This is a genomic window from Hymenobacter setariae, assembly GCF_007713685.1.
In the GTDB taxonomy this organism is placed as follows: domain Bacteria; phylum Bacteroidota; class Bacteroidia; order Cytophagales; family Hymenobacteraceae; genus Hymenobacter; species Hymenobacter setariae.
The window spans coordinates 564,287-583,360 of record NZ_VMRJ01000001.1; the positions used below are offsets into that span (position 1 = coordinate 564,287).

General features: G+C 61.1%; 15 protein-coding genes. 7 read left to right on the forward strand and 8 right to left on the reverse strand.

Annotated features, from left to right (window positions below; genetic code table 11):
* Window positions 1-49: 49 nt before the first annotated feature.
* Window positions 50-1,555 (forward strand): ATP-binding cassette domain-containing protein, encoded by a 1,506-nt coding sequence (locus tag FNT36_RS02380; protein ID WP_144843820.1) that lies wholly within the window; start codon window positions 50-52, stop codon window positions 1,553-1,555.
* A 62-nt stretch (window positions 1,556-1,617) separates the two neighbouring features.
* Here the strand turns inward: FNT36_RS02380 and FNT36_RS02385 are convergent, their stop codons facing one another.
* From FNT36_RS02385 to FNT36_RS02395, 3 genes are read right to left on the reverse strand one after another with little or no spacing between them, the layout of a single operon-like run.
* Window positions 1,618-4,413: a hypothetical protein gene (locus FNT36_RS02385; protein ID WP_144843823.1), complete on the reverse strand. Its 2,796-nt coding sequence runs from the start codon at window positions 4,411-4,413 to the stop codon at window positions 1,618-1,620.
* 43 nt (window positions 4,414-4,456) lie between these two features.
* On the reverse strand, window positions 4,457-4,870 hold the full coding sequence (locus FNT36_RS02390) for a hypothetical protein (protein WP_144843825.1): 414 nt from the start codon (window positions 4,868-4,870) through the stop codon (window positions 4,457-4,459).
* Between the two features lie 5 nt (window positions 4,871-4,875).
* Window positions 4,876-5,280 carry a hypothetical protein gene (locus tag FNT36_RS02395; RefSeq protein WP_144843828.1) on the reverse strand — a complete coding sequence of 135 codons (405 nt, stop codon included), beginning with the start codon at window positions 5,278-5,280 and terminating at the stop codon, window positions 4,876-4,878.
* A gap of 191 nt (window positions 5,281-5,471) precedes the next feature.
* Here FNT36_RS02395 and FNT36_RS02400 point away from each other — a divergent pair, with 191 nt between their 5' ends.
* Together FNT36_RS02400 and FNT36_RS02405 are read left to right on the forward strand one after the other, a co-directional pair.
* A complete protein-coding gene (locus tag FNT36_RS02400; RefSeq protein WP_144843831.1) occupies window positions 5,472-6,965 on the forward strand; it encodes an APC family permease in 1,494 nt (497 codons plus the stop codon).
* Between the two features lie 37 nt (window positions 6,966-7,002).
* Entirely contained in the window at window positions 7,003-7,638 is a 636-nt protein-coding gene (locus FNT36_RS02405; RefSeq protein WP_144843834.1) for a DUF1349 domain-containing protein, read from the forward strand.
* Window positions 7,639-7,767: 129 nt separating this feature from the next.
* Here the strand turns inward: FNT36_RS02405 and FNT36_RS02410 are convergent, their stop codons facing one another.
* From FNT36_RS02410 to FNT36_RS02420, 3 genes are all read right to left on the reverse strand, one after another.
* Window positions 7,768-8,943: an alpha/beta hydrolase gene (locus FNT36_RS02410; RefSeq protein WP_144843837.1), complete on the reverse strand. Its 1,176-nt coding sequence runs from the start codon at window positions 8,941-8,943 to the stop codon at window positions 7,768-7,770.
* A 189-nt stretch (window positions 8,944-9,132) separates the two neighbouring features.
* On the reverse strand, window positions 9,133-9,720 hold the full coding sequence (locus FNT36_RS02415; protein ID WP_144843840.1) for a carboxypeptidase-like regulatory domain-containing protein: 588 nt from the start codon (window positions 9,718-9,720) through the stop codon (window positions 9,133-9,135).
* Window positions 9,721-9,860: 140 nt separating this feature from the next.
* On the reverse strand, window positions 9,861-10,307 hold the full coding sequence (locus FNT36_RS02420) for a hypothetical protein (protein WP_144843843.1): 447 nt from the start codon (window positions 10,305-10,307) through the stop codon (window positions 9,861-9,863).
* 177 nt (window positions 10,308-10,484) lie between these two features.
* Between FNT36_RS02420 and FNT36_RS02425 the strand changes: the two genes are divergently transcribed.
* The 4 genes from FNT36_RS02425 (at window position 10,485) to FNT36_RS02440 (ending at window position 17,327) form a co-directional block, all read left to right on the forward strand.
* Entirely contained in the window at window positions 10,485-10,718 is a 234-nt protein-coding gene (locus FNT36_RS02425; RefSeq protein ID WP_144843846.1) for a hypothetical protein, read from the forward strand.
* A 212-nt stretch (window positions 10,719-10,930) separates the two neighbouring features.
* Window positions 10,931-12,109: an efflux RND transporter periplasmic adaptor subunit gene (locus FNT36_RS02430; RefSeq protein ID WP_144843849.1), complete on the forward strand. Its 1,179-nt coding sequence runs from the start codon at window positions 10,931-10,933 to the stop codon at window positions 12,107-12,109.
* A 264-nt stretch (window positions 12,110-12,373) separates the two neighbouring features.
* Window positions 12,374-15,673 (forward strand): efflux RND transporter permease subunit, encoded by a 3,300-nt coding sequence (locus tag FNT36_RS02435; RefSeq protein WP_144843853.1) that lies wholly within the window; start codon window positions 12,374-12,376, stop codon window positions 15,671-15,673.
* Window positions 15,666-17,327 carry an efflux transporter outer membrane subunit gene (locus tag FNT36_RS02440; RefSeq protein ID WP_233635614.1) on the forward strand — a complete coding sequence of 554 codons (1,662 nt, stop codon included), beginning with the start codon at window positions 15,666-15,668 and terminating at the stop codon, window positions 17,325-17,327. The genes FNT36_RS02435 and FNT36_RS02440 overlap by 8 nt, the downstream gene beginning before the upstream one ends.
* Before the next feature lie 74 nt (window positions 17,328-17,401).
* Here the strand turns inward: FNT36_RS02440 and FNT36_RS02445 are convergent, their stop codons facing one another.
* Window positions 17,402-17,869: a peroxiredoxin gene (locus tag FNT36_RS02445; RefSeq protein WP_233635615.1), complete on the reverse strand. Its 468-nt coding sequence runs from the start codon at window positions 17,867-17,869 to the stop codon at window positions 17,402-17,404.
* An 84-nt stretch (window positions 17,870-17,953) separates the two neighbouring features.
* The gene (locus tag FNT36_RS02450; RefSeq protein ID WP_233635616.1) at window positions 17,954-18,988 is read right to left on the reverse strand and encodes an alpha/beta hydrolase; all 1,035 of its coding nucleotides are present in this window, start codon (window positions 18,986-18,988) and stop codon (window positions 17,954-17,956) included.
* Window positions 18,989-19,074: the final 86 nt, after the last annotated feature.

The window sequence follows — 19,074 nt, forward strand, 5'->3', positions numbered from 1 at the left end:
CGGCAAACGTACTGCCCGCTTTTCTATAAACGATTCTGCTTTTTCCGGCATGACCCTGCCTATTCTTGCCTTCGAGCACTGCACTGTGCGCTACCTAGGGCGCATCCTGTTCACCGACCTTAGCTTTCGCGTCGAGCCGGGCCAACACTGGGCGCTGGTGGGCCCCAGCGGTGCGGGCAAAAGCACTTTGCTAGCCACGCTGGCGGGGCACTATGTGGTCACGGGCGGGCCGGCCACCTACCCGCTGCTGGCAGCCGAAGGCGAGCACACGGCCGACCCGTTTTTTTCGTGGCGCAAGCGCGTGGCGCTGGTGGGCCCGCGGGCCACATTTCGAGCCAGCGACAACCAGGGCCAACTCTATTACCAGCAGCGCTACAATGCCGCGGCAGCCGAGGAGGTGCCCACCGTGCGCGAGTACCTAGGGGCCATTGCGGCTCCCGCCGGGCCCGCCCCCTGGACCTACGAGCGCACCACCGCCTTGCTGCGTCTCAGCCACTTGCAAGACGAGCGCCTCATCAAGCTTTCCAACGGCGAAACTCAGCGCCTGCGCCTGGCCGCCGCCCTGCTGCGCCAGCCCCGGCTGCTGCTGCTCGATGCGCCCCTCACCGGCCTCGACACGGCCACCCGCGCGTGGTTTGATGCGTTTTTGGCCGAAGTGGCCGCCTCGGGCGTTACGGTGGTAATGGCCACGGCACCGCACGAGGTGCCAGCGCTCATCACGCACGTGGCAGTGCTAGCCGAGCAGCGCATAGTGCAGACGCTACCTAGGGTCACATTTCGGCCCGACCTAGTACCTAGGGCCACCAGCCCGGCCCTACTGGATGAGCACGAATTACGGGCCCTGAGCGCGCCCGTGCCCGATGCCCCCACCTACCACACGCTGGTGCGCCTGCGTGATGTAACGGTGCGCTACGGCGATAAAGTAGTGCTCGATAACCTGAGCTGGGAAGTAAAGCCCGGCGAGCGCTGGGCCCTCACCGGCCCCAACGGCGCCGGCAAAAGCACACTGCTGAGTTTGCTCAACGGCGACAACCCGCAGGCCTACGGCAAAGACCTGGTGTTGTTTGACCGCAAGCGCGGCACCGGCGAAAGCATCTGGGACATCAAGCGCAACATTGGCTACGTGTCGCCCGAGCTGCTGCATTATTTTCCGGGGCAGCTTACGTGCCAGCAGGCAGTCGAAACCGGTTTTGCCGATAAGCTGGTGCGGGCGGCCGTCACGCCGGCCCAGCGGGCGCTGGCCAGCCGCTGGCTGCGGGTGCTGCACCTAGAGGCCAGCGCCGACTTGCCCCTGCGCCAGCTGCCCGCCAGCCAGCAGCGCCTGGTGCTGGTGTCGCGGGCCCTGGCCAAAAGCCCGCCGCTGCTCCTACTCGACGAGCCCGGCCAGGGCCTCGACGCCGCGCAGCTAACCCACTTCCGGGCCGTGCTCGACCGCCTGTGCCAAGTGAGCCCAGTGGCGCTGATTTACGTCAGTCACTACCCTACCGAGCTGCCCACCAGCGTGACACATGCGCTACGGCTCGACAAAGGCGTAGCGCGAGTGGAAGAGCTATAGGCTCCGCGCGGGGTATTATCACGCTTGAGCTACCCTAAGAGTCTCCTGCTCACCTAGGGGGCTTAGGGCTGCGCTATTTCATCGCGGCGCAGCTCGTGGCCCAGCACGCGCACCAGCAGGTAGCGGCGGCGGGCCGCATCGTAGCGCACTGCCACGCCAGTACCTGTGCTAGGCCAAGGTGCTGTGCTCCCTAGGGGCTGCCCCTTGCCATTAAAAAGCGATACTTGGCCCGGGCCCGGCTCGGTGAAAGCCAGCACCTGGCGGCTCGCCCCAAAATCGAACCACTGCACCGGCTTGGGGCCCGATGTGAGTAGCTGTCGGCTCAGTAAGGGGGCACCGGTAGCCGTGGGGTTAAATACAGCGAGTTGGCCGCCGTCTTCGCGGGCCACCACGAAGGCCCCAACGCGGCCACTAGCCTCCGGCACCAGCGTGAAGGTGGCCGTGCGGCTCCAAGTGGCCACCCGGCGGCGGTTAGTGATGTCGCCGCTCAAGGTCAGGGTTAAGAGCTCGCCGTGCTGGTTCACGAGGCGCAGTACGCTGCGGGCCAGCGTGGCGGCGGGCTGCGCCAGTAGCGGCCCCTCTAAGTGGGCTCCAGCACTCACGGGAAAGCCAGGGTAGCGCTCGCCAGCCTGTGTGAAGGCGTAGACGTAGCCATTGCGCAGGGCGGCCACCACCACATCGCGCCCGCCCACCGTGAGCAGCAGCGGCGGCCCGGCCAGCGGCGCTTCGAGGCGGCGGGGCCAGCCCGCAAACTGCCGCCCGTTGGCGTCGAGTAGCAACAGGTCATTGTCGGTAGTGGCTAGCAAGAGGTGCGGCACCGGGCGCAGCGTTGGCGATGTGGCCACTGCCGCAATAGTCACCGAGTCGGGCAGGTTGAGCGGGAAGCCGGGCGCCTGCTGGCCATCGGCGGGGTTGAGCCAGTGCAGGCGGTGGGCTGTGGCTAGCAGCACGCGGCCCCGCACCAAGCGCGGCGGGCTACCTACTACCACGGGCCCCGGCAGCGTATCGGCCCAGAGGGCCACGTTGTCGCGGCTGCTGAGGGCGCGCACCACGCCTAGCGAGTCGGCCACCACGGCGGGCGTAAGGTCGTCGGGGGTAGCGGGCAGCAACAGCGGCTGCCCCACCAGCGCCGTGCGGAACCTAGGGCTGCCGGCCGCGGCATCTGCCTCAGCACCCGGAGATGCACCTTGGCCGGGGCGGCGCAGCAGCAGCTGAGCATAGTACTGATTGCTAGGTTCACTGCTGGCAGTGGGTGCCAGCTCGGCCGCGGCATCGGGCGGAAAGAGCTGCCATGCTATTTGCGGGAAGTGCTTGACTAGGCTTTCATTTCGTAGCAGGCCGGCGCGGCGCTCCTCGGCCAGGTAGCCCAGCAGGGCGTTCCAGGCCTGGCGCGTGTCGGCGAGCACTGTGAGGCGGGCCTGCGGCAAGGTTTGCTGCAGCAGGGCCACCTGTGCAGCCGAGCGGCTCCAGGTTTGGCCGGCGGCTACATCGGTGAGGTAGGCTTGCAGGGCGGTGGGCTCGCCCAGCACGAGGTAATCGCGCACCAGCGCTGCCGACAGCGCCGCACCGGGGCTGGCCGGCCCCGCGGACAGCAGCGCCGGGGCCAGTTGCTCGGCCGTGAAGCCCGCCCCGTACACATTATAGGCCCCCATGCGCACAAAGGCCGGCGACACGCTATTGAGGCGCCGCAACCGGGCCAGCCACAGCGCCGCCCGCGCCGGGGCCGCGCATCGCGCCAGCACCAGCCGCGCCGGCGCCATGGCCGGTGCCGGCGCGGCCAAGTACGTAAGAGCCAGCCCTGGGCCCAGAGCTGCCCGCAAGCTGTCAAGCGCCGCTCGGCCCTGCTGGCCAACGGAGTCGGCCCGGGCAGCCGGCGCGGCCGGGCCCGCTAGTGGCCCGGCCACGGCCATCACTAGCGCCGTGCGCAGCGTCAGTACATCGGCCAGGGTGCGCAGCGACTGCGCGGGCTGGCCACGCAGCTGCTGGTGCCACGAGCGGGTAGCTGTTTCAGGATTGGCCAGGCCCGTGAGCAGCAGTTGGCCGGGCTCTATTTTCAACCCTAGGAGGGCTTCGCGGGCCAGGGTAGCGGCTTGGTCGAGCTGGGCGTGGGTACCGGGCCGAAACAGCACATCGAGCAAACCAGGCAGGCGGCGAAAGTTGAGCAGCAGCGTGGCATCTACCTCACGCAAGCGCAGCAAGTCGGTGTCATTAAAGCCAGCGCGCACGGTGGGCGCATCGGCAGGCAGTTGTAGGCGCTGCACAGCGGCTTCTACCAGTGGGGCGTGGGTACTTAGCAACAAGTGGTTGCGGTAGTTGAGCACTGTGAGGCGCCCTCCGCCTTCGGTGGCCGTCAGCTCTTGCAGCTCATAGCCCTCGTAGGTGCGGGTGCTGAGGGTATAGCGCGCATCGCGCCCTAGGGTCTCAAGCAGGCCCCGCGCCTGGCGGTACTCGCGCACCGTAGCCAGCGGTATTTGATACAGTACATCGACCTGCCCCGGCCCTGTGATGTGCAAGGACGTGAGCACCAGCTTGCGCCCTAGCAGCGCCAGCAGCCCCCGCCGTTGGCGAGCCGCGAGGCTGGTGTTGCCGCCCGTGTCGAGGCTATCAGCCAGGGCCAGCTGCCCGGCCACTTGCTGGAAGTACCGCACCCCACTGATATTGTCCCACACGCCAGCCTCCTGCAAGTGGCGCACTAGGGCGGGATGGTCTCGGGTGGCCAGCACCAGCACCGCATCGTCGGGCACTAGGGCATAGGGGTCAATGGGCACGCTGGCCAGCGTGCGGCGATAATACACGTAGGTGGCCAGCGAGAGCAGCAGCAGCGCGGCCCCCAGCAGGGCCAGAAGCTTGCGGGACATGGGACAAAAGTAGGGCGGCCTGCCTAGGCCAGCCGTCACGGGGCTACAGCGCTTGGTCGTGCCCGGTGGCCCAAGCACGCGCTACATTATTATCCATAAACTGCCGCACCTCAAAATCGCGGGCCGGTAGGGCCTGTTCATACATACCCGCAATGGTCATGCGGTTGATGGCATCCTGCGATTCGAGCAGCGCAAAGCGCTCTACTCCAGCCGCCTCAATGGCGGGCAGCACCGTTTGCAGCACCCAGTCTAGGTCGCGCGGGCGCACGGCACCCAGCAAGCGGTCGTCGGCCACCCAGCCCAATAGCGGCTGCCGCCGGGCTAGCGCCAGCGCTTGCTCTACATTGGCCCGAAACTCGGCGCTCGGCACGTAGCTCAGCCAGCGCATTTCCAGCGCGGCGGCGGGCCCTAGGTGCAGGTACACCTCACAATAAGGAGTGGTAAGAGCGGGCAGCATAGGTATTAAAATGGTTGCGCGGCCCAGGCGCGTGCCTCTTCGGGCGTGGTGAAATAGCGGGTGGTAATGCCCGTACCAGGCACTACGGCTGCCAAAAACGACGTGACGCCCATGCGGTTGATGGCATCCTGTGACTCCACCACTGCAATGCGCTTTAAGCCCAGTTCGTCGAGGGGTGTGATGATGGCCGGGCCCATCCATTCGAAGTCCTTGGGCCGAATGGCGCGCAACAGGCGGTTGTCGGCCAGCCAGCTTTTGGCGCGGTGCAGCTGGGCCAGCCGCAGGCCTTCCAAGATGTTGCGGCGCAGCTCATCACTATTGGCAAAGTCTAGCCACTGCAGCTCCACGGTATTATGCGAGCCTTCGTGTAGGTAAACGTTCAGGTGAGTGGAAGAATACAGTTGTTTCACGCAATATCAATAAGTAGCCAACTACCAGGTCTTACGCATTTGCGCCTCAAAAGTAGAAGTTGGCTGCCAATGCGGCCCGGTAGTGCGCTGCTTACCTAGGCCTATTAGGCAGGCGCAAGCAGCAGGCTTAGCCACCCCGATACGGCTGCATTATACGGCCATCCCTTTCTTTGGTGAAAATATTCTTCTCAATGGCCCATTCCCTACCCGACTCCACCGCTCCCGAAAACTCCGCCCCTGGCCATTTCAAGCGTGCGCTCACCCTCTTCGACGCCGTAATGCTCGTCACGGGCTCCATGATAGGCTCGGGCATCTTCCTCGTGTCGGCCGATATTGCCCGGCAGGTGGGCTCGGCTGGCTGGCTGCTAGTGGTGTGGCTGCTCACGGGCCTCATTACCATGGCCGGCGCCATTAGCTATGGCGAGCTGGCGGCCATGTTCCCCAAGGTAGGCGGGCAGTACGTGTACCTGCGCGAGGCCTTCGGCCGACTGGTAGCGTTTTTGTATGGCTGGACGCTGTTTCTAGTAATTCAGACGGGTGTTATCGCGGCCGTGGCCGTGGCCTTTGCCAACTACACCGGGGTACTGCTGCCGTGGTTTTCGAGCCAGCACGTGCTCTTTACTCTAGGGTCGTTCAGCTTCACCACGGTGCAGTTGCTGGCCATCGCCCTCATTGTGGGCATCACGGCCATTAACGCCCAAGGCGTGCAGTCGGGCAAGCTGATTCAGAACGTACTGGGTTCGACCAAGCTGGTGGCGCTGGCGCTGCTCATCATCTTCGGGCTGGCCCTGGGGCTGAACGCCGACGCCGTGCAAGCCAACTTCCACGACCTGTGGACGGCCACGCGCTCGCCCGCGCCGGGGGTTGCCGGGGCCACCGTGCCCCTAGGTACCGGAGCGCTCATCATCGGCATCGGCATGGCCATGACTGGCTCGCTGTTCTCGTCCGACTCGTGGAACAATATCGGCTTCGCGGGTGAGGAAATTCAGAGCCCTGAGCGTACGCTGGTGCGCAGCATGGCCATTGGCACGGCCATCGTCACGGCACTTTACATCCTCATCAACGTGGTGTACCTGCTGGTGCTGCCCCTCAAGGGCTCGCCTGAGGCCACTACGCTGGCGGGCCGGGGCATTCAGTACGCCGCCGACGAGCGTGTGGCCACCGCCGTGGCCGAGTCGGTAATGGGCCCTAGGGGCGCCATTGTGCTGGCCGTGCTTATTATGCTCAGCACCTTCGGGGCCAACAACGGCATTATCCTGAGCGGGGCGCGGGCCTACTATGCCATGGCCAAGGACGGGCTGTTCTTTCCCTCACTAGCTACTCTCAACCGGGCGGGGGTGCCGGGCCGGGCGCTGTGGGCGCAGTGCCTGTGGGCCAGCCTGCTGTGCCTGAGTGGCCGCTATGGGCAGCTGCTCAACTACGTCATGTTCTCGGTTATTCTGTTTTACCTCGTCACCATTATCGGCATTTTTGTGCTGCGCCGCACCCGGCCCGACGCACACCGCCCCTACCGCGCCTGGGGCTACCCGGTGCTACCCGGCATCTACGTGGCGCTGGCCTCGGCCTTTTGCATCATCCTGCTCATTGCGCCCGACACGGCCGAGTACTCGCGCTACGGCCTGGGGCTGGTGGCCCTAGGGCTGCCGGTATACTTGCTTTTTGGCCGGAAGATGGGAGGAGCCTAATCTTCCAACTTCCTGCTTTTCACCTTTCCCCTTTCACATGCCCTCCTTTTTTCTCAGTGGCCTGCTCGTCGCGCTGGCCGCTACTACCGCCTTGGCGCAGCCCACTCCCCCTGCTCGCCGCTGGCTCAATGCTCCCAAGCAAGTAACGCGCACCCCCAAGGGCGTGCGGGTGCAAGTAGAAGGCGGCACCGATTTTTGGCGGGTAACGCACTACGGCTTTATTCGCGACAACGGCCACTTTTATTTCCAGGAGCAAACCGGTGATTTTGAGGCCAAAGTGAAGGTAGTGGGCCAGTACCGCGAGCTCTACGACCAAGCCGGCCTGATGATTCGGCTCGACGAAAAGAACTGGATTAAAACCGGCATCGAATACGTAAATGGCGTGCAAAACGTGAGCGCCGTCGTCACGCGCGAAGTGTCCGATTGGTCAGTGGTGCCCCGGCAAGACAGCCCAGCGGCAGTTTGGCTCACGCTGCTGCGCAAGGGTGACTACGTCGAAATCAAGTACTCCTTTGATAACAAGGATTTCAAGATGCTGCGACTCGCGTATTTCCCGCCCACCCCCGGCCGTAGCGTGCAGATTGGCCTGATGTGCGCCGCCCCCGATGGCAAGGGCTTCCCCGTCGAGTTCGAAGATTTTACTGTGTCGCCGCTCGCGCCAGCCAAAAAATAACCGCTTGCTTCGTGCCGGCGGCTATGCTGCCATTAAAAAGGCCCCGCAACGTAGGTTGCAGGGCCTTTTAGCAAGTATGCCTAATTTAAACACCTAGGGCTTACGAGCCTTTGCGCTCCCGGGCCAGCTTTACTGAAATGCTGTCTTCAAACGGTCGGCCGCGTGGTTCTGCGCGTCGTTGGCGAGCGGCACCACATCGTAGGTACCAAAGAATTCGTGCGTGGTGCCCGTGTACAACGTGTAATCGACACTCACGCCAGCGCTGGTCAGCCTATCGCGCAGCGTCGCGCCTTCTGTTTGAAGCGGGTCAATTTCGGCGGCGATAATAGTAGTGGGGGGCAGGCCGCGTAGGTCAGCTACGTCTACTAGCGAAATGAGGCGGCTGTCGCCGTCAGTAGCAGCATTAAAATACAGCCCCGTGAAATACTGAATATTAGGCCGATTCAGCGGCACCGCGCTGGCGTACTGGTTGTAAGAAGCGGTAGTTAGGTTGTTGTCGGCCACGGGGTATACCAGCAGCTCGTGCACGGGTAGCGTGGTGCCACGCTCGCGGGCCAGGATGCACACCGCGGCGGCCATGTTGCCCCCGGCGCTTTCGCCAGCCACCGCAATCTTGGCGGGGTTTACTTTTAGCGTAGTCGCATTGTCGCGCACGTACTTGTAGGCTGCGTAGGCATCTTCGTGGGCGGCCGGAAACTTATTCATAGTTTCGGAAGCCAAGCGATAATCAACCGAAAACACGATGGCCCCGGTACGGTCGGCCAGTGCCTTGGCCGAGGGCTCGTACACATTGAGCGAGCCAATGACCCAGCCCCCGCCGTGGTAGTACACAATGGCCGGGCGCGTGCCATCGGCCGCCAGGTTGGTCGTGTTGGAGCTAGTGGGCGTGTAGATGCGCACCGGTACGCCATCGGGAGCCGAGTTGTAGGTATTGGGCGACGGCGCAGGTAGCACGCGCTGGCTGATGGCGAGGTTAGGAGTAGTGGGTGTTTTATCGTTCTTAGCCAGCAGCGCATTCACGGCGTCGGTCACGCTGTGGGTCATGCGGGCCTGGCGGGCGCTGAGAGTAGGCAGCGCCGGGTCGTTGAAAGCACTAAACTGTTCGATAACCGCCCACATCTGGTCGTTCTCGTTGGGCGCGTAGCTAGGCTTGGCCGTGGTGGGCTGCACGAGGTCGGGCGCGGGGTCTTCGACGCGGCACGAGGCCAGCGAGCCACCTAGGACCCCGGCCACGCCCGCCAGCAGCAAAAATCGGGTAAGCCCGCCCGCTGAGCGGCCGGTAGAAGCTGAGTGAAAATATTTCATGGGTAGCACTCCGACAAGAAAGGAAATAAATAAACCGGAACGTGGGGCATGTACGACCTTGGCTAATGTCTAGGTTACATCGAGCACCGTTTCCTCCACCTTTTCTCGTAGCTCACTAAAAAAGCCTGTGCTAACTAGCACAGGCTTCGATTAATAGCTAAACAATTTTTGCAGTACTACTCTCAGCGTCTACTGCTTTCTGCGAGCATTTGATTTGCTGGGCGCTACCGGTACGGGGTCGGCGGCGGGCACCAGCGTCACGAGCAGCGGTTGGCCATCGCGGCTTTGAGCTATCTCTTGCTCATAGCCGCTGTAGGCAAACACGAATGTGTTAATACCAAGCGGCACGGGAAATGAATAATCGCCATTGGCATCGGTGCTAGTGCCGCGGGTAGTACCCTTGAGCAATACGGTAGCCCCCACCAGCGGCTGGCCGGCCTCATCTACTATGCGCCCCGACTGAATGCGCCGGGTGGGCGAGCCAATCGCGATAGCGCTAGCTTCGGCCGCTGTGCTACTACTAGCGGCGGGTGTTGTTTCGGCCGGCGGGCGCACAGCTACCCGCGCAGTAGTAGCCACTGGGCGCGGGGTACGGGGCCGGTCTCCGGGAGCAACTTTACTCCCTAGGGTTTCTTCCGAGCTAGGTCCGATAGCTACGGAAGTAGCGCTACTAGGGTGCGTAGTGGCTACTTCGCTTGTTACGCCGCAGCCCAACACGCCACCGCTTACAAAGCCTACCAGCAGACCGCTGACAAGTATTCGTACTAGATGTTTCATTGCTACAGTAGCTATTCGAGCAATTAAATAAAGGCCTTGCTGCTGCAATGTACAACCAAAGCCTTGGTTTGTACAACGAGCCGCGCTGCTCTATTTACTTTAAAGCAGCGCGGCCAATTGCATTTTAATAAGCTCAACTATTACAGGCGCTCGTCTTGGGGGCGCTGCACCGATTTGCCGGGCTGGTCTTCGCCAAACTGCTGCTCGTGCATCCGAATGCCTTCGCCCTGCTCGTCGAGTTCGTAACTACCTTCCTGCGTAAAGCCCGGGCCTTGAGCTTGCTCGCCAGCCGTGTCGTGGTTGTTGCCGCCCTGGGGCTCGGTTTCGGAACCGCCGATGTGCAGGTTTTGCAGTTGGTCTTTTTGGTCGCTGCGCTGGGTGTAGCCGTTAGCCCCCATGTTACGGTGGGCGCTGGCGTCATCGCTGTTTTTATTGTTGCTCTGGTCGCGCTGGTAGTCGCGCTGGGCTTCGAGCTCCTCATTTTTGGGGCCCACGCTGTTGGTGGGGTTTTGGTTGGCGGGCTCGTGCTTCTGGCCGCTGTCTTGGTTGTCGCTGTCGTTGTCGAACAGCTCGTCGCTGAGTATCATGGCTATAGGATGGGAAGTTGAAAAACAAGCAATAAGGCCCAAGCAACCGAGCAGGCGGCACCGAAGTACACAGCCTGCATGTGGGCAGGGGCTCTCTGCTGTACGCGCCGCCTGGCCCTAGGTTGGTTGGGCGCGGCCCACGCGGCTGTTTATTTGTCTTTTTATTTTTCTTTCCTCATGGATTTCGGCAAGCTCTATCGCCCTACCCTCTTCAACTCCTGGCAATTCATCGCCTTTACGGGGCTCATTATGAGTGGCGGGGCCGAGGTGATTATGCGCCTCATCCAGTACCCTAGGCCAGCTGGCTACGGCTGGCTTTACCTGTGCTGGGCAGCCCTGTTTGTGGTAGGCGCGCTGGTCAATTTGTTTGGCAAGCCCACGCCGCACGGGCACCACCATCACCATCATTAGGCCTAGCACGGACTCTCAGCGTGCGGGTTGGTGCACTGGCTGCGTAGGGCCCAACTATCCGCGCCAAGGTGTGGCTTTTTGGACAAAGAGCAGCGGGCCTAACTCCCAATCTAACTGAACGTATAGCGGCTTTTGTCGATATGTTGCTAGGCGCGGTCTTTTTCTGGCCGCCTAGCCTAGCCTTTCTGCGGCTGCTTTACGTTTCAGACCTTATGAGTACTCGATTACCAGCTATTGCGGCCGGGTTGCTGGCGTTGCTCAGCGTCGCCGCCTGTGGCAATAAAAAGAAAGACACCGCCGGTAAAGACGGGAAAGGTGGCCCGCAGCCCATTAAGGAGTACCCCGTGCTGGTGGTGCGCCCCGATTCCGTGACGCTCTACCAAGACTATCCTGCCACGGTACAGGGCCAGCAAAACGTCGAAATTAGACCTAAGGTAGATGGCTATGTCGAAGCCATTTATGTAGATGAAGGCGCCAACGTGAGGAAGGGCCAACGCCTCTTCCATATCTCGGCGCCGCAGTACGAGCAGGATGTGCGCACGGCCCGCGCCGGCGTGCTCACGGCCGAGGCCGACGTGAGCACCGCCCGCATGGGCGTGAATAAAGTTGCCCCGCTAGTGGCGCGCGGCATCATCAGCAAGTACGAACTGGAAGGTGCACAATACACCCTAGACGCGAAGCTCGCCGCCCTGGCCCAGGCCAAAGCCACCCTGGCCAATGCTCTCACCAACCTAGGCTACACCGACATCGTGAGCCCGCTCGATGGCGTTATCGGCTCGCTGCCCAATAAGATTGGTAGCCTAGTAAGCAGCACTTCTGCCGAGCCACTCACTACGATTTCGAGCGTCAACAGCGTGTACGCCTACTTTTCGCTCAGCGAAAAAGCGTTGCTCAGCTTCACCCGCCGCCGGCCCGGCCGCACCTTGCAGGAAAAGCTGACCAAGGTGCCCGACGTGCGCCTTGTGCTAGCCGATGGCACCGTGTACAAATATCCGGGCCGTGTCAAAACGGCTATTGGCCAGATTGATACTGAAACTGGAGCCAGTAGCTTCCGAGCCACTTTTCCGAACCCTAACGGCTTTTTGCGCAGCGGCAGTAGCGGCTCGGTTCGCACCTTCCAACCCAAGGAAAACGTGCTCATTGTGCCTCAAAGCGCTACGTATGAACTGCAAGGCAAGCGCTTTGTGTACGTAGTGGGCCAAGACACGGCAGCACATGCGGTGGCCATCACCACCACCCCTACTCCCGACGGGCAATCCTTCGTGGTAGACAAGGGCCTGAAAGCCGGCCAAAAAGTGGTGCTAGAAGGTGTGGCAACGCTGAAAGAGAACACCAAGCTGAAGCCCAAAGTAGTATCGCAGCAAAAAGCGAAAACCGAGTTAGCGGGCTAAGTGCTCGCAAGCACAGGCAAGTGCTGGCGCAAGCTTAGCGCAGCCTAACTCGTGACTAGGTAATGCCGTGGAGGCTGTGCCTTCACCGCCGCAACGCGACAAGCAGTAGCTACACACGTTTTGCTAAGTTACCTCGACGATACTTGCCGCTAGCGCTACCTTGGGGGTATGGCCCCCACATCATAATCGGCACGAATTACGCTGCGCTAAACTCGCACCAGCGCCGGCCTAGACTACTAGTAATAGATTAAGCAGAAGATTTTTATGCTAAAAATATTCATCGAGCGCCCCGTACTCTCCACCGTTATTTCGGTTATCCTGGTGCTGCTAGGAGTACTGGGCCTCACCACGCTGCCTATCGCGCAGTATCCCGACATCTCGCCGCCCACGGTGCAGGTGTCGGCCAGCTACGCGGGTGCCAATGCCGACGTGGTGCTCAAGAGCGTGCTCACGCCACTCGAAGAGCAGATAAACGGCGTGGAGGGCATGACCTACATGACCTCGACCGCTACCAACGCGGGTTCGGCTACCATTCAAGTGTATTTCAACGTGGGGCGCGACCCCGACCAAGCGGCCGTAGACGTGCAAAACCGCGTGGCCAGCGCCACGAGCCTGCTCCCCCAGGAAGTAACTCTGGCCGGCGTAACCGTGCGCAAGCAGCAGAGCAGCAACTTGTTGATTTTTGCGCTCTATAGCGACAACCCGGCCTACGACCAGACCTTCCTCCAGAACTACGCTCAGATTAACATTACACCCCAGATTCGGCGCGTCACGGGCGTGGGGGCGTCCAACGCCTTTGGCTCGCGCGATTATTCGATGCGCATCTGGCTCAAGCCCGACGTGATGGCCATCTATGGCCTTACGCCCTCCGACGTCACAGCGGCCTTGGCCGACCAAAACGTGGAGGCTGCCCCCGGTGCCTTCGGCCAGAATTCTGACCAGAGCTTTCAATACGTTATCAAGTATACCGGCAAATTGGTGTCGGCTGAGCAGTTTGGCAATATCGTGCTCAAGGGCACGGCCCAGGGCCAGCTGCTGCGGCTTAAAGACGTGGCCCGCATCGAGCTAGGTGCTCAAGACTACAGCAGCAACAGCGCCACGTTCGGCAAGCCCTCGGTGGGTATTTCGGTAAACCAGACGCCGGGCTCCAACGCCCGCGAGGTTATCGAAAACTCAGTAAAAGTGCTGGAAACGGCCGCTAAGTCCTTCCCGGCCGGCATCCACTACGTGCCGCTGGTGAACATCAACGACTTCTTAGACGCCTCGATTGACAAGGTGATTCACACGCTTATCGAGGCGTTTGCGCTGGTGTTTTTGGTGATTTTCATTTTCCTACAAGACTTCCGCTCTACCATCATCCACGGCGTGTCGGTACCAGTGTCGATTATCGGCACGTTCTTCTTTTTGAAGGTCTTTGGGTACTCGATTAACATTCTGACGCTCTTTGCTTTGGTACTCGCCATCGGTATCGTAGTCGATGACGCCATCGTGGTAGTAGAGGCTGTGCACGCCAAGCTCGAAAACGGTTATTCGTCACCTAGGCGGGCGGCCATCGACGCCATGAGCGAGATAAGCGGCGCCATTGTGAGCATCACCCTGGTGATGGCGGCGGTGTTCTTGCCCGTGACATTTTTGGAAGGCTCCACGGGCGTGTTTTACAAGCAATTCGGCATCACGCTGGCGATTGCCATCATGATTTCGGCCGTGAACGCCCTGACCTTATGCCCAGCGCTGGCGGCCCTCTTTTTGCTGCCGCCCGAGCACGGCCACGAGCAGCCCGCTGGCGACCAAGGCTCGGCTGGCGAGTTGGGGCCCGATGATAGTAAGGACAATAAAAAGCCTGAAAAGAAGACTTTCCGCCAGCGATTTAGCATTGCCTTTAATGCTGCCTACGATGCTCTGGTGGGCAAATACACCAAGGGCGTCGAGTTCCTAGGTGCCCATAAAGTGGTGGCGCTGGCGGGCGTGGCCGCCTTCAGTGCGGGGCTGTATTTCCTGATGTCTACTACCCCGAGTAGCTTCGTGCCGGCCGAGGACATGGGCACCATTTTCGTGAACGTGAGCCTGCCCCCAGCCTCGACCCTAGAGCGCACCACGGCCGTGAACACAGAAGTCGATAGCCTCATTCGCACCATTCCGGCGGTGCGGGGCACGCTGCGTATCACGGGGCAAAACTTCTTGGCTGGCGCGGGCAGCAGCTACGGTATGGTTATCGTGCGCCTCAAAGAGTGGAGCGAGCGACCCGATATGAATAACACGCAGGTTATCGACAGAATAACGAAGCTGACGAATCACATCAGGGCGGCCGAAATTCGCAGCATCTCGCAGCCTACCATCACGGGTTTTGGGCAGACAAGCGGCTTCACCTTTCAGCTGCAAGACCGGGGCGGGCACAGCACCCAGGAATTTTATAAAGTAGCCCAGGGCTTCCTAGCTGCCCTCAACCAGCGCCCCGAGATTCAGTACGCCACCACGGCCTTCAACCCTGGCTTTCCGCAGTATCAGCTGGCCGTGAACGTGGCGAAGGTAAAAGAAGCCGGCCTCACGGAGGCCAACGTTTTGAACGCCATGCAAGTGTACTACGGCGGGCTATACTCAACCAACTTCAACCAGTTTGGCAAGCAATATCGCGTGATGGTGCAGGCCGACACCAGCTACCGCGCCAGCCCCGAGGGCCTCAGCAAAATATTTGTGCGCAATGCCAGTGGCACAATGGCGCCTATCACCGAATTTGTGACGCTCACGCGCATCTACGGCCCCGAAAGCCTGAACCGTTTCAACCTGTTCACGGCCATTTCGGTGAACGGCTCGCCCAAGGAAGGCGTCAGTTCGGGGCAGGCGTTGTTGGCCATTCAGGAAGTAGCGTCGCAGAAACTACCGCAGGGCTACGGCTTCGAGTTTTCGGGCCTCAGCCGCGAAGAGCAGAAGGTAGGCGGGCAAGCACTGTATGTATTTGCGCTCTCGCTCATATTTGTGTATCTGCTACTTAGCGCGCAGTACGAGAGTTACTTGCTGCCATTTGCAGTGCTGCTGTCCATTCCGATTGGCTTGTGCGGCACGTACTTGTTTGCCAAGGTGATGGGCATCGACAGCAACATCTACTTGCAGATTTCTATCATCATGCTCATCGGGCTGCTAGCCAAAAACGCCATTCTCATTGTGGAGTTTGCCTCGCTGCGCCGGCTGCACGGCCTAGGTATCGCGGAGGCAGCCTTAGAGGGAGCAAAGGCCCGCTTGCGGCCGATTCTGATGACTTCGCTGGCGTTTGTGGCGGGGCTGCTACCGCTGCTGTTTGCCAGCGGCGCGGGCGCGCAGGGCAACCGCAGCATCGGCACGGGCGCGGTGGGCGGTATGCTGTTTGGTACGCTCATTGGGGTGTTTTTCATCCCGGTGCTCTACATCATTTTTGAAAGCTTGCAGGAGCGTATCAGCGGCCCGCCCAAAACGCGCGAACAAATTGACAAGGAAAACGAAGAGGGCGGGCCCAAAGACCCTAAAAAGACCGACGAACCCAAGGAGCACCGCGCCGAGCCGGTAATAGAGCTAGCGAATGACCATGCGTAATCATCATCTCCGTATCAACAACAAAACCAGCGTGATGGCTACCGCTAAGCTACCTAGGCTATTCCTACCCCTGCTCCTGCTAGCCGGCAGTAGCTGTGGCATTCTGCGCCCCTACGACCGCCCCAACACGGCCACTACTGGCCTCTACCGCGACCGCACTCCTACCGACACTACTAGCTTGGCCCAGCGGCCCTGGCAGCAGCTTTTCACCGACCCTAATCTGCAAAAACTCATCGCAGAAGGCATTGAAAACAACCGCAATCTAAAAGTAGCCGATGCCCGCATTGCACAGGCGCAGGCGCTACTGGCGCAAAGCCGAGCCGCCTTTCTGCCTAGCCTGACGGGGCGCGCCACTACCACGCTTTCGCGCGCGGGCGGCGCATTTGTGAGCACCGGCATCGGTGGTGGCTCCACTACGGTGGGCGGCACCACGGGCACAGGTGTTGGGGGCATTGGTACTGGCACCGGCGGCACGGGTACTGGTGGCACTGGCACTGGTGGTACCGGTACGGGCGGTATAGGTACTGGCACCGGCGGAACGGGTACTGGAACAGGGACGGGCGGTACCGGGACGGGCGTAGGCGGCACTGGCACCAGCACGACCACCGACCAATCGACGGTAGTAACCGGCGGGGCGGCACACCAGTATCTGCTGGGCCTCAGTAGCAGTTGGGAAGCCGATGTGTGGGGCAAGCTACGTAGTACCCGCCGCGCCTACGCCGCCAGCGTGATGCAGAGCGAAGCGTACCGCCGCGTGGTGCTCACGCAGCTCATCGCCGATATTGCCGATAACTACTACTCGTTGCTAGCGTTAGACGCGCAGCTTGAAATAACCCGCCAGACGGTCAAAAACCGCATTCAGGACGTGGAAACCATGAAGCTGCTACTCGAAGGCGACGTGGTAACTGGGGCCGCTGTGGTGCAGAGCGAGGCCAACCGCTACGCCGCCGAGGTCACCATTCCGGACCTAGAGCGCAACATTCGGGAGGCCGAAAACCTGCTGGCGACTCTCCTAGGTCGCACGCCCGGCCCCATCGCGCGCGGCACACTGACGGGCCAAGATGTGCCGCCCGAGCTGCTCACGGGGGTGCCCGGCCAACTCTTGCGCAATCGCCCCGATGTGCAGCAGGCCGAGTATGCCTTCGCGTCGAATTTTGAATTTACCAACGCGGCGCGCACCTACTTCTACCCCTCGTTTACCATCACCGCCAACGGCGGCCTCACCAGCACTACACTCTCCAACCTATTCTCGCCCACGGCTATTTTTGCCAGCGTGGTGGGTGGGCTGGCGCAGCCCATTTTCAGCCAAGGCCTTAACCGCGCCCGTCTGCGCCGCTCCGAAGCCTTGCAGCAGGAATACCTCTATACCTACCAGCAAACCATGTTTGTGGCTGGCCAGGAAGTAAGCAATGCGCTGTTTTCGTATCAAAGTGCGGCCGACAAAAAGCGCATCCGCGCCCAGCAGCTCGCCGCACTCAACCTGTCGGTCGATTACACGCAAGAGCTGCTACGCGCCGGTTTCGCTAACTACACCGAAGTGCTGCAAGCCCAGCAAAGCCTATTGCAAGCTCAGCTCAACAGTGTGAACGACGAGCTACAGCAGCGCCAAGCCGTCACGGACCTATACCACGCGCTGGGCGGCGGCTGGCAGTAGCTACTGGGCCAGCCCTAGGTATCTGGCACCACTAAGCTGACTGAAGGCACCCAAAACGATTAGCTGGTTATAAGCTACTTGCCTGGAGCGTTTACTAGCCCGCGCAGTACTTCTTTGGTTTTGCTGACGTGGTCGGTGGCCCCGCTCATAGAGTTGAAAATATAGGCGATTTTGCCCTGGGCATCGATAACGAACGTGACACGGCCTGGCAGCAGGCCCAGGAAGGCACGCGGCACCTCGTACTGCTTGCGCAGCGCCCCGCTGGTGTCGGCCAGCAGCGGAAAGGGCAGCCGGTGCTTTTGGGCAAACTTCTGGTGCGAGGCTTCGCTGTCCGAGCTCACGCCCACTACTACGGCGCCTAGATCCAGAAAATCCTCGTACTGGTCGCGGAAGGCGCAGGCCTCGGCCGTGCAGCCGGGAGTATCATCTTTGGGGTAGAAATACAACACTACTGGCTTGCCGCGTTGGTCGGCCAGGTGAAAAGTGTCGCCACTGCCAGTAGGCAGGGAAAAATCGGGGGCTTGGTCGCCTAGTTGAAGCATAATAAGGATAATAAAAAGGTGAGAGGTGAACAGCCGAACTCACATTTGTTCTGCTGCTCACCTCTCGCAAGTTTGCCTTTTCACTTATTTCGTCAGCCAGCCGTTGGCGTCCATCCAGTTTTGCAAGCGCTCAACCCACTGGTCTTTCGTGGTTTTATTGTTCATGCCAAAGCCGTGGCCACCTAGGGGGTAAAGGTGCATTTCGGCGGGCACGTTGTGGCGGTGCAAAGCTTGGTAGAAGACAACGCTGTTTTGCACAGGCACTACCTTGTCATCTTCGGCGTGTACGAGGAAGGTAGGCGGCGTTTGAGCGGTCACCTGCAACTCATTGGAATAGAGCCGCACTTGGTCGGCACTCGGCGTCGCTCCAATCAAGTTGTTGCGCGAGCCAGCATGCTTGAGGCTGTCGCTGAAGCTGATAACTGGGTAAATCAGCATCAAAAACGCCGGCCGCACCGACGTGGCGCCGGGGTTGGTGCCCACGGGCTTGGCGAAGTGCGTGCCCGCCGTGGCAGCCAGGTGCCCACCTGCCGAAAAGCCCATCAGGCCGATGCGCTCGGGGTTGAGGTTATACTTGGTCGCCTGCTCGCGTACCATGCGTAGCGCCTGCTGGGCATCGAGGAGCGGCGCGATGCTAGGGTCGGGCTGGCTCTGGCCGTTGGGCAGGCGATACTTAAGCACAAAGGCCGCAACGCCCATCTCGTTTAGGCGCTTGGCCACGTCGTGGCCTTCATGGCCGCTAGCCAGCATGGCGTAGCCACCGCCGGGGCACACAATTACCGAAGTACCATTGGCTTTTTCTCGCGCTGGCAAATACACCGTGAGCGTGGGTTGCACCACGTTAGAAATCCGCCCATCCGTATTTACTTCCTGCACGCGGCTAGGCTTCGAATCGGGGATGGACCCGCTGTAAAGCGGCAGTACGGGGCGGGGCACTTCCTCGAGGGGCGCCGCCGGCACCTCGGCGGTTTTGTCTTCTGGCTGGGTCATTGTGGGCGCCGGCGCAGCTGGCTTGGCCGTTTTAGCTGCTTTGGGAGCTTTGGTAGTTTTCGGCGTTTGCGCCAGCACGGCTTGCGTAGTACCCAGCCCGAGGGCGAGCAGCAACATCGTTCTTTTCATAAAGCAAGAAATAGTGCCCATTAGCGGGCATTGGGACCACTTTACGCACCGTAGCCGCCGCCGTTGCCAGCGCGCCACCTAGGGCA